At 69.8% G+C, this 9,118-nt stretch carries 7 protein-coding genes and 1 pseudogene; 5 read left to right on the forward strand and 3 right to left on the reverse strand.

Annotation, left to right across the window (positions count from 1 at the left end; all coding sequences use genetic code 11):
• Positions 1-527: flagellar hook-length control protein FliK (locus G3N92_RS26875; protein WP_206130625.1), on the forward strand; the 527-nt coding region annotated here is incomplete at its 5' end.
• Between the two features lie 11 nt (positions 528-538).
• On the opposite strand, the gene G3N92_RS26880 is transcribed toward G3N92_RS26875, so the two are convergent.
• Positions 539-2,191: a GMC family oxidoreductase N-terminal domain-containing protein gene (locus G3N92_RS26880; protein WP_206130626.1), complete on the reverse strand. Its 1,653-nt coding sequence runs from the start codon at positions 2,189-2,191 to the stop codon at positions 539-541.
• Between the two features lie 218 nt (positions 2,192-2,409).
• Here G3N92_RS26880 and G3N92_RS26885 point away from each other — a divergent pair, with 218 nt between their 5' ends.
• Both G3N92_RS26885 and G3N92_RS26890 read left to right on the forward strand, forming a co-directional pair.
• Positions 2,410-4,086 (forward strand): isovaleryl-CoA dehydrogenase, encoded by a 1,677-nt coding sequence (locus G3N92_RS26885; protein ID WP_206130627.1) that lies wholly within the window; start codon positions 2,410-2,412, stop codon positions 4,084-4,086.
• 42 nt (positions 4,087-4,128) lie between these two features.
• Positions 4,129-5,547 (forward strand): coniferyl aldehyde dehydrogenase, encoded by a 1,419-nt coding sequence (locus G3N92_RS26890; RefSeq protein ID WP_206130628.1) that lies wholly within the window; start codon positions 4,129-4,131, stop codon positions 5,545-5,547.
• Positions 5,548-5,610: 63 nt separating this feature from the next.
• On the opposite strand, the gene G3N92_RS26895 is transcribed toward G3N92_RS26890, so the two are convergent.
• On the reverse strand, positions 5,611-6,642 hold the full coding sequence (locus G3N92_RS26895; RefSeq protein ID WP_206130629.1) for a serine/threonine protein kinase: 1,032 nt from the start codon (positions 6,640-6,642) through the stop codon (positions 5,611-5,613).
• 39 nt (positions 6,643-6,681) lie between these two features.
• Positions 6,682-6,894: a hypothetical protein gene (locus tag G3N92_RS26900; protein ID WP_017920817.1), complete on the reverse strand. Its 213-nt coding sequence runs from the start codon at positions 6,892-6,894 to the stop codon at positions 6,682-6,684.
• A gap of 384 nt (positions 6,895-7,278) precedes the next feature.
• Here G3N92_RS26900 and G3N92_RS26905 point away from each other — a divergent pair, with 384 nt between their 5' ends.
• Both G3N92_RS26905 and G3N92_RS26910 read left to right on the forward strand, forming a co-directional pair.
• A complete protein-coding gene (locus tag G3N92_RS26905) occupies positions 7,279-8,550 on the forward strand; it encodes an MFS transporter (protein ID WP_206130630.1) in 1,272 nt (423 codons plus the stop codon).
• Positions 8,551-8,915: 365 nt separating this feature from the next.
• Positions 8,916-9,118 (forward strand): annotated as a pseudogene (locus G3N92_RS26910) (EamA family transporter); the annotation flags it as partial.

Consider the following 9,118-nt stretch of genomic DNA (forward strand, 5'->3'; position numbering starts at 1 on the left):
AGCAGGCTTCGCCGCTGTCGCAAACGGCCGCCGCCACCGCGGCCGGCGCGAGCGCCACCGAGGCCAGCCTCGCCGCGCGCGTCGGCACGCAGGACTGGACCGATCAGTTGAGCCAGAAGGTGGTGTTCCTCTCGAGCGCGCATCAGCAAAGCGCCTCGCTGACGCTCAATCCGCCCGATCTCGGCCCGCTGCAGGTGGTGCTGAGCGTGGCCGAGAACCATGCGCATGCGCTGTTCGTGTCGCAGCATCAGCAGGTGCGCGAGGCCGTCGAGGCCGCGCTGCCGAAGCTGCGCGAAGCGATGGAATCGAACGGCCTGAGCCTGGGCAGCGCGAACGTCAGCGACGGCGGCGCCGGATTCGCGCGGCAGGACGCGCAAGGGCAATCCTCGGGCGGAAGCGCAACGCGACGCGGCGGCGCGACGTACGGCGCAGTGGGCTCGGGCGCCGACGCATTGACGAGCGTCGCCGCGAGCACGTCGAGCGCCGCGACGCAGCAGCGCGTCGGGATGGTCGATACGTTCGCGTAAGCGCCCCCAAATCAGCCGCCGGCCGCGACGGCCGCCGGCACGGCGCGGATCGTCCCCGCCGCCGCGCCGCCCCGGCGGGCCGCCGCGATGAATTCCGCGGCGCGCTCGCCGATCATCACCGACGGCGCATTCGTATTGCCGCCGATCAGCGTCGGCATCACCGACGCATCCACTACACGCAGGCCCTCCACGCCCCGCACCCGCAATTGCGGATCGACCACCGCGCGCGCATCGCTGCCCATCCGGCAGGTGCCGACCGGGTGATAGATCGTGTCCGCATGCGCGACGATGGTGGCGCGCAGCGTGGCATCGTCGTCCGAGGGATCGGTGTACAGCTCGCGCCCGCCCTGCGAGGCCAGCGGCTCGGCGGCAAGAATCCGCCGCATCGCCTTCGCCCCCGTCATCAGCAGATCCAGATCGCGCGCATCGCTGAAGAAGCGCGGATCGATGCGCGGCGCGTCGCGCGCGTCGCCGCTCGCCAGCGCCACCGTGCCGCGGCTTTTCGGGCGCAGCGCGCAGACATGCAGCGAATAGCCGAAGCCCCAATGCATGTGGCGGTTGTGATCGTCGACCAGCGCCGTGCAGAAATGCAGTTGCAGATCGGGCCGGTCGAGCCCCGGCTCGCTCTTGAGGAAGCCGCCCGCCTCGGCCACGTTGCTCGACATCATGCCGTCGCCCTTCGACAGCCAGCGCAGCACCTGCGGCGCCATCTTCGCGACGCCGCGCAGGCACAGGCCCACCAGCTCCGACGAATTCACGCGCTTGTTGATGATGAAATCGATGTGATCGATCAGGTTCTGGCCGACCTCGGGCGCGTCGTGCACCACCTCGATGCCGTGGCGGCGCAGTTCGCCGGCCGGGCCGATGCCCGAGCACATCAGCAGTTGCGGCGAATTGAATGCGCCGGCCGAAACGATCACCTCGGCGCGCGCGCTCAGCGTTTCCACCTTGCCGCCGCGCGCGAGCGTCACGCCGGTGGCGCGCTTGCCGTCGAACACGATGCGCAGCACCGTGGCGCCGGTCAGGATGAACAGGTTCGCGCGCGGCCGGTCGTACAGATACGCGCGCGCCACGCTGCAGCGCGCGCCGTTGCGATGCGTGACCTGATAGAAGCCCACGCCTTCCTGCTCGGGGCCGTTGAAATCGTCGTTGAGCGGATAGCCGGCCGCGTGCGCCGCATCGATGAATCGTTGTGCGAACGGATTCTTGAAGCGCAGATCGGACACCGTCAACGGGCCGTCGCCGCCGTGCCACGCGTTCGTGCCGCGCTCGTTGCCTTCGGCGCGGCGGAAATACGGCAGCACGTCCTGCCAGCCCCAGCCGGTGCAGCCGAGCGCGGCCCATTCGTCGTAGTCGAGCGGATGGCCGCGCGTGTAGATCATCGCGTTGATCGCGCTCGATCCGCCAAGGCCGCGCCCGCGCGGCTGATAACCGCGCCGGCCGCCCAGGCCCGGTTGCGGTTCGGTTTCGTAGCCGTAGTTGGTGCCGATCTTGAACGGCACCAACGCGGCGATGCCCACCGGCATGTTGACGAGCAGGTTGCGCTGATTGCTGCCGCCCGCTTCGATCAAGGCGATCGTCGCATCGGGGCAGGCGTCGGCCAGGCGCGCGGCAAGGCTCGCGCCGCCCGAACCGCCGCCGACGATGAGATAGTCGTACTGCATGTCATGTCTCCTTCATGTCATGGACAGCGCCCGGCTTGGGGTCGTTTTTCGCTTGTAATGTCCGCGCATTGTAGGAACGCGGCGCGCGCCGCGGCGCATCGAATCAAGAGCGATTCCTCTAAACGCCGGCCGCGTCCGGCCTTAAGATGGCCGGATTCGCCTCGCGCGACGGAGCGCGGTTCGGTGCAGCCGCCTCCCGCGAAATGGGAGACACCGGGATGGATCAGCAGGTTCTGACGGCGACGCATCGGGTCACGAATCAGGCGCCGCCGCTCGCCGATTACAACGCGTTTGAAACCGATGCCGCGCTCGCGGCCGCCGTCGCACGGCACGGCGCGGGCTGGCATCGAACGGCGCTCGCGCAACACGGCGCCGCCCTCACCACGCCCGACACGCTCGCGCTCGCCGAGCTCGCGAACCGCCACACGCCCGAACTCGCCACCCACGACGCGCGCGGCGAACGCACCGATTCGCTCGAATTCCATCCAAGCTGGCACCGTTTGTTGGGACTGCTACGCGCCGAGGGCGCGCATGCGCTGCCGTTCGCCGAACCGCGCGCGGGTGCGATGGCCGCGCGCTGCGCCAGCTATTTCCTCCATGCGCAGCTCGAATCGGGCTCGCTCTGCCCGCTGACCATGACGTTCGCGAGCATCCCGGTGCTGCAAAAGGAACCGGCCCTGTTCGACACGCTGCGCGACAGGCTCTACACGCGCGAGCACGACCCGCGCGACGTGCCGCTCGCCAGCAAGCGCTCGATGATGATCGGCATGGGCATGACCGAGAAGCAGGGCGGCTCCGACGTGCGCAGCAACGAAACGCGCGCCTGGCCGCTCGGCGCGGGCGGGCGCGGCGAGCCGTACCGGCTGGTCGGCCACAAGTGGTTCTTTTCCGCGCCGCAATGCGACGCGCACCTGGTGCTCGCGCGCACGAGCGAACACGCCGGCATCTCGTGCTTCTACGTGCCCCGTTTCGCGCCCGACGGCCGCAAGAACGCGGTGCAGGTGCAGCGCCTGAAGGACAAGCTCGGCAACCGCTCGAACGCCAGCAGCGAGGTGGAATTCCTCGATGCCTACGGCGTGATGATCGGCGAGGAAGGGCGCGGCGTGCCGACCATCATCGAGATGGCGAACCTGACGCGGCTCGATTGCGTGATCGGCAGCGCCGCCTTGATGCGCGCCGCGCTCGTGCAGGCGATCCACCATGCGCGCCATCGCAGCGCGTTCGGCAAGCGCCTTGCCGAGCAGCCGCTGATGCGCAACGTGCTGGCCGATCTCGCGATCGAATCGGAAGCGGCCAGCACGCTGTTCATGCAGCTCGCCGCTGCGGTCGAACACGACGATGGTCAGTCATCCGAAGCACGCGGCTGGCGCCGCATCGTCACGCCGGCCGCGAAGTTCTGGGTGTGCAAGCGCGCGCTCGAATTCACCGGCGAGGCGATGGAAGTATGGGGCGGCAACGGCTACGTCGAAACCGGCCCGATGGCGCGCTTCTATCGCGAGGCGCCCGTCAACTCGATCTGGGAAGGCTCGGGCAACGTGATGTGCCTCGACGTGCTGCGCGCGATCGAGCGCGAGCCCGATGCCGCCGCCGCGCTGATCGCCGCCTGGCGCGCCGATCTGGCGGCGCACCCCGACGCGCTGCGCGCGCTCGACGAACTGACGCGCGCGTTCGCGCTGCCGCCCGACGAACGCGAAGCGTCGGCGCGCCGCATCGCGCAGCGTATCGCGCTGCTCGCGCAGGCCGCGCTGCTGCATCGCCACGCGCCCGAGGCCGTGGCCGATGCATTCGAGGCCACCCGCTTCGGCGCGGCCAGCCATGAATCGGGGCGCGTCTACGGCACGCTGCCCGCCCGCTTCGACCACGCCGCGCTGATCGAGCGCGCGTTCCCGGCCTGACGTTCGGCCGCCAGACCGCCTGTCAAGGACAAGGAGGAGACGATGAAGAACGACCTGCCCGGCCTCGCCACGCTCGACGCCCTGCTGCACGACCAGCGCGCCGCCTACCTCCGCGCGCCGTATCCGTCGTGGGATGCGCGCGCGGGGCACCTGCGCGCGCTGCGCACGATGCTGATCGATCACGCCGACGCGCTGGCCGAAGCGATCAGCGCCGACTTCGGCCATCGCGCCAAGCAGGAGGTGCTGCTCTCCGAGATCTGGATGGCGAAGGAGGAGATCGACGAGGCGCTGCGCCACGGCAAGCGCTGGATGCGCGCGCGCCGCAAGCCGATGAACAAGTGGCTGATGCCCGCGCGCGCCACGGTGATCCCGCAGCCGCTCGGCGTGATCGGCATCGTGGTGCCGTGGAATTACCCGGTGCTGCTCGCGGCCGGGCCGCTGATCTGCGCGCTGGCGGCCGGCAACCGCGCGATCGTGAAGATGTCGGAGCTGACGCCGCGCACCTCGGAATTGTTCGAAGTCCTGATCTCGAAGACGTTCTCGCGCGATCACGTGGCCGTGGTCAACGGCGATGCCGAGATCGGCGCGGCGTTCAGCCGGCTGCCGTTCGATCATCTGCTGTTTACCGGCTCCACGCAGGTGGGCCGCCACGTGATGCGCGCCGCCGCCGATCATCTGACGCCGGTCACGCTGGAGCTGGGCGGCAAATCGCCGGCCATCGTCGGGCCGGGCGCGCGCTTCGACAACGCCGTCGACGCGATCGTCGCGGGCAAGACGCTGAACGCGGGCCAGACCTGCATCGCGCCCGATTACGTGCTGGTGCCGCGCGGCAAGGAGGCCGAGTTCATCGCGCGGGCGCGGGCCCGCATCGCGAAGCTGTACCCCGATTTCACGCGCAACGCCGATTACACGTCGATCATTTCCGAGCGGCATTTCGCACGGCTCGACCGGCTCGCCGCCGAAGCCCAGGCCGCCGGCGCGACGCTGCATCCGCTGACCGACGCGAGCGCCGATCCGGCCCTGCGCCGCTTCGCGCCGATCGCGATCACCGGCACGCCCGATGCGTCGCCGCTGATGCAGGAGGAGATTTTCGGGCCGCTGCTGCCGATCGTGCCGTACGACACGCTCGATCAGGCGATCGCCTACGTCAACGCGCGGCCGCGGCCGCTGGCGCTGTATCTGTTCGAGGAATCGCGCGCGAGCATCGAGCGCGTGATGCACAACACGATCTCGGGCGGCGTGTCGATCAACGAGACGCTGATGCACATCGCGTGCGGCACGCTGCCGTTCGGCGGCGTGGGCGCGAGCGGGATGGGCGCGTATCACGGCTACGACGGCTTCGTCACGTTCTCGAAGATGAAGCCGGTGCTGACGCAATCGCGCCTGAACGCGCGCAACCTGCTGTCGCCGCCCTACGGCAAACGCTTCGCAGGGCTGATCAAGTTGATGCTGAAGTTCTGAGCGGGAACGTTCCGGCGCGGCGGGCAGCACCGTTGCACGCGCAACGGCCCGCCCCGCCCGGCATCAGACGGGCCAGAGCGGCCCTTCCTGCATCGCGCCGATCTGCTCGCGCAGTTCGAGCACGCGCTCTTCCCAGTAACGCGGCGTGTTGAACCATGGGAACGCGGCGGGAAACGCCGGATCGTCCCAGCGCCGCGCCAGCCACGACGAATAATGGATCAGCCGCAGCGTGCGCAGCGCCTCGATCAGGTGCAGCTCGCGCGGATCGAATTCGCAGAAATCCTCGTAGCCGGCCAGCAGGTCGGCCAGCGCCGCCGACGCGCCGGCGCGATCGCCGGGCAGCAGCAGCCAGAGATCCTGAACCGCGGGCGCCATGCGGCTGTCGTCGAAATCGACGAAATGCGGGCCGGCGTCCGTCCACAGCACGTTGCTCGGGTGGCAATCGCCGTGCGCGCGCAGCAGGCGCACGTCGCCGGCCCGCTCGAACGCGGCCTCGATGCCTTCGAGCGCCAGCGACACCACCGTTTCGTAGGCCGCGCGCAACTCGGCGGGAATCATGTCCTGCGCGAGCAGGTAATCGCGCGCCTCGTAGCCGAAGCTGCGGATGTCGAGCGTGGGCCGCTCGCGATACGCCTCGGTCGCACCCACCGCGTGAATCCGGCCGATGAAGCGGCCGAGCCATTCGAGCGTGTCGCGCCGGTCGAGATCGGGCGCCCGCCCGCCGCGACGCTCGAACACCGAAAAGCGGAAACCTTCGAAGGCATGCAGCGTCTGGCCGTCGAACGCGCGCGCCGGCACGGCCGGAATTTCGCGCGCGGCCAGTTCGGCCACGAACGCGTGCTCCTCGAGGATCGCCGCATCGGTCCAGCGCTGCGGCCGATAGAACTTCGCGACCACCGGCTGGCCGTCTTCGATGCCGACCTGATAGACGCGGTTCTCGTAGCTGTTGAGGGCGAGCAGGCGGCCGTCGGTGCGCAGGCCGGCGGGCATCAGCACGCTGTCGAGCGCATCGAGCACGCGCTCGGGCGTGAGGCCCGCAAAAGGAAGGCCGGCGCTGGCGCCGGCCGGGGTGGGTTCGATGTGGTCGTCGTGCATGCCGGCATTGTGCCCCGCGCGGCAGCGCTTGACGAGATCTCAGTGAATCGCGGCGCCCGCGGGCAGAACCGATTCGCCGGTGTCGATCAGGTCCTCGAGAAAGAAGGGCTCGGTGTTCAGTTCCTTCGAGTCGCCCGGCACGCCCGCGTACCAGGTCACCATCGCCATGTCACCGAGAATGCGCTGGACGATGCCACGTGCCCCCTTCGGAACGGCGATATGCGTAGTGCAGACAATCGAACCGACATGCATGATGTTTCCCCGCTTCTAAAACCGGCCGGTGTGCCGGCCGCGAATACTGGAATGCGCCGCCCGAGGGCGAAAACACGACTCCGTTGTTAATCGATTCGCACTTCGATGGAATTGCGTCGATACCCGATCACGTCGCGGCGTGCGCCGCGATCCGGCCGCGCCGCCCCGAATGCGGGGCTTGATCGGCCGCGCCGGAAAAGCAGACCGGCGTGCGTCATCATAACCCGACTATCGTGACGGTCAGCAGAACACAAAAACATGCACATTGCGTGACGTTGTTTGCAGCACGAACGCCACTGCATGCGCGCGCAACCGCTTCTCGCGGGGGCGCGATCGCGGCAACCGGCGTATCGTTGCGGTTTGTTCGTTGTCTGGAGAATCAGCGTGACCGCTTCACCCGGGTCGCCGGAGCCGGCCGGCAGCCGCTCCGCGCAGGCCGCCCCGCCCCCTTCGCTCCCGCCCTATCTCGAGCGCGGCACGCGCGGCTACTGGCACGCGAGCATCGCGCTGCTGTTCGCCGGCTACGCCACGTTTTCGCTGCTCTATTACGTGCAGCCGCTGCTGCCGGAGTTCTCGGCGACGTTCGGCGTCAGCCCCGCGCAGAGCAGCCTCTCGCTGTCGTTCGCAACCGCCGCGCTCGCGCTCGCGATCTTCGTGGCGGGCTTCGTGTCCGAGGGCCTGAGCCGGCACCGGCTCATGACGCTGTCGCTGACGCTTTCCTCGCTGCTGACCGTGGCCGCCGCGTTCGTGCCGCACTGGCATCAACTGCTCGTGCTGCGCGCGCTGACGGGCCTCGCGCTCGGCGGCGTGCCGGCCGTGGCGATGGCCTATCTCGCCGAGGAAGTGCACCCCGACGGGCTCGGGCTGGCGATGGGGCTGTACGTGGGCGGCACCGCGATCGGCGGGATGGCCGGGCGCGTGATCACCGGCGTGCTGGCCGAGCTGTTCGGCTGGCGCATCGCGGTGGCCGGCATCGGCGTGCTCGGCCTCGCGTCGATGCTCGCGTTCCGTGCGCTGCTGCCGCCGTCCCGGCACTTCACGCCGCGCCGCGGGCTGGGCCTCGCGCATCACCGCGGCGCGCTCGCGCGGCACCTGACGAGCCGCCGCGAATTGCCCGCGCTGTTCCTGATGGCGTTCGTGCTGATGGGCAGCTTCGTCACGCTGTACAACTACATCGGCTACCGGCTGCTGGCGCCGCCGTATTCGATGAACCAGGCCACCATCGGCGCGATCTTCGTCGTGTATCTGGTGGGCGTGTTCGCGTCGCCGTGGTCGGGGCGCATGGCCGATTCGGTCGGGCGCGGGCGCGTGCTGATCGGCAGCATCGCGATGATGGCGATAGGCGTCGCGCTGACGCTGCTCGCGCCGGTGGCGGCCATCGCGGCCGGCATCGCGTGCGTCACGTTCGGCTTCTTCGCGGGCCATTCGGTGGCGAGCGGCTGGGTCGGGCGGCTCGCCAAGGAGGGCAAGGGGCAGGCCGCCGCGCTCTATCTGCTGTCGTACTACATCGGCTCCAGCGTGATCGGCTCGCTCGGCGGGCACGCCTGGAGCGGCTCGGGCTGGGCCGGCGTGACCACGCTGGTGGGCGCGCTGCTGGCGCTCGGCCTGATCGTCTCGACCTGGCTGCGCGCGCGCGAACGCGCCGGGGCGGCGTGATCGGGCGGCGTGACCTGGCGTTCGGTTCGCCGCCGGGGCGCGCTGCGCGGCGGACGGCGTGCAACGCTTGCAGCCTGCCGCGCGCTGCGCTAACGTAGCGATTCATCCGCTTTACTACGGCTTCCGAAACATGCGGCCTCACGCCCCCGTCCACGTCATCGATTGCCTGCCGCCTCTCGCGCGGCGGCTCGTGCGTGCGCAGGCCGCCCCCCCTCCCCCTGTCGATCCGCCGCTTCGCGCGGCCCGGCGCGGCTGATCCGCGCCAGCACGTCACTCACCGGTTTCGCCCGTTTCCCGTGCTCGCGCTTTGCGCGGCGAGGGGACGCGCGCGACCGTCGCCGACTCCGATCGACACGGGATCTTCCATGCGTTTTATCCAACGCGCGTTCGTCGCGCACTTCACGACTGCTTCGTTCGTCCTGCTCTGGAGCAGCGGCGCCATCTTCGCCGAGCTTGGCGTACGCCACGCCTCGGCGCTGGCCTTCCTGATCGCGCGCTTCGCGGTAGCCTCGCTCGCGCTGGCGGCCGTCGCCGGCCGGCGCGGCCGGTGGCTGCCGCCGCGCGGCTC

It is taken from the genome of Burkholderia sp. Ac-20379 (assembly GCF_017104645.1).
Taxonomy (GTDB): Bacteria; Pseudomonadota; Gammaproteobacteria; order Burkholderiales; family Burkholderiaceae; genus Burkholderia.